General features: G+C 43.0%; 1 protein-coding gene. It reads right to left on the bottom strand.

Going from position 1 to position 337, the window contains the following annotated elements:
- A partial coding sequence (locus tag V7183_RS05050) for a heterocycloanthracin/sonorensin family bacteriocin (protein ID WP_335358896.1) occupies nt 1–218 on the bottom strand: 218 nt, incomplete at its 3' end.
- Nucleotides 219–337: the final 119 nt, after the last annotated feature.

Raw genomic sequence — 337 nt, 5'->3', positions numbered from 1 at the left:
CCAAAGCATCCCCCACAGCCGCCGCAGCCACCGCAACGTCCAAAGCCACCACAACGTCCCCCGCAACCCCCGCAACGTCCGCAGCCGCCGCAGCGACGAGCATCTTCTTGTGCGTAATAATAATATGGATACTGATTTTGATTATCCCAGTACACAACATTTCCAGGCTGATAATCATTTAGGTTCAACGATTGTAGTTCTTGTTGAAATTCATTCATTTTAACGACCTCCATGTATAAATTAAAACTTCTATCCAGCATAATTCATCGGTGCTTTTCTATATTTTTTGCTCGTTTAATCTGCGTAATTAACAGCGATAAATATAGAAACTAGAAAC

Origin of the sequence: Bacillus sp. JJ1127 (assembly GCF_036965845.1) — a bacterium.
In the GTDB taxonomy this organism is placed as follows: domain Bacteria; phylum Bacillota; class Bacilli; order Bacillales; family Bacillaceae_G; genus Bacillus_A.
This window is presented reverse-complemented; position numbering and strand designations above follow the sequence as displayed.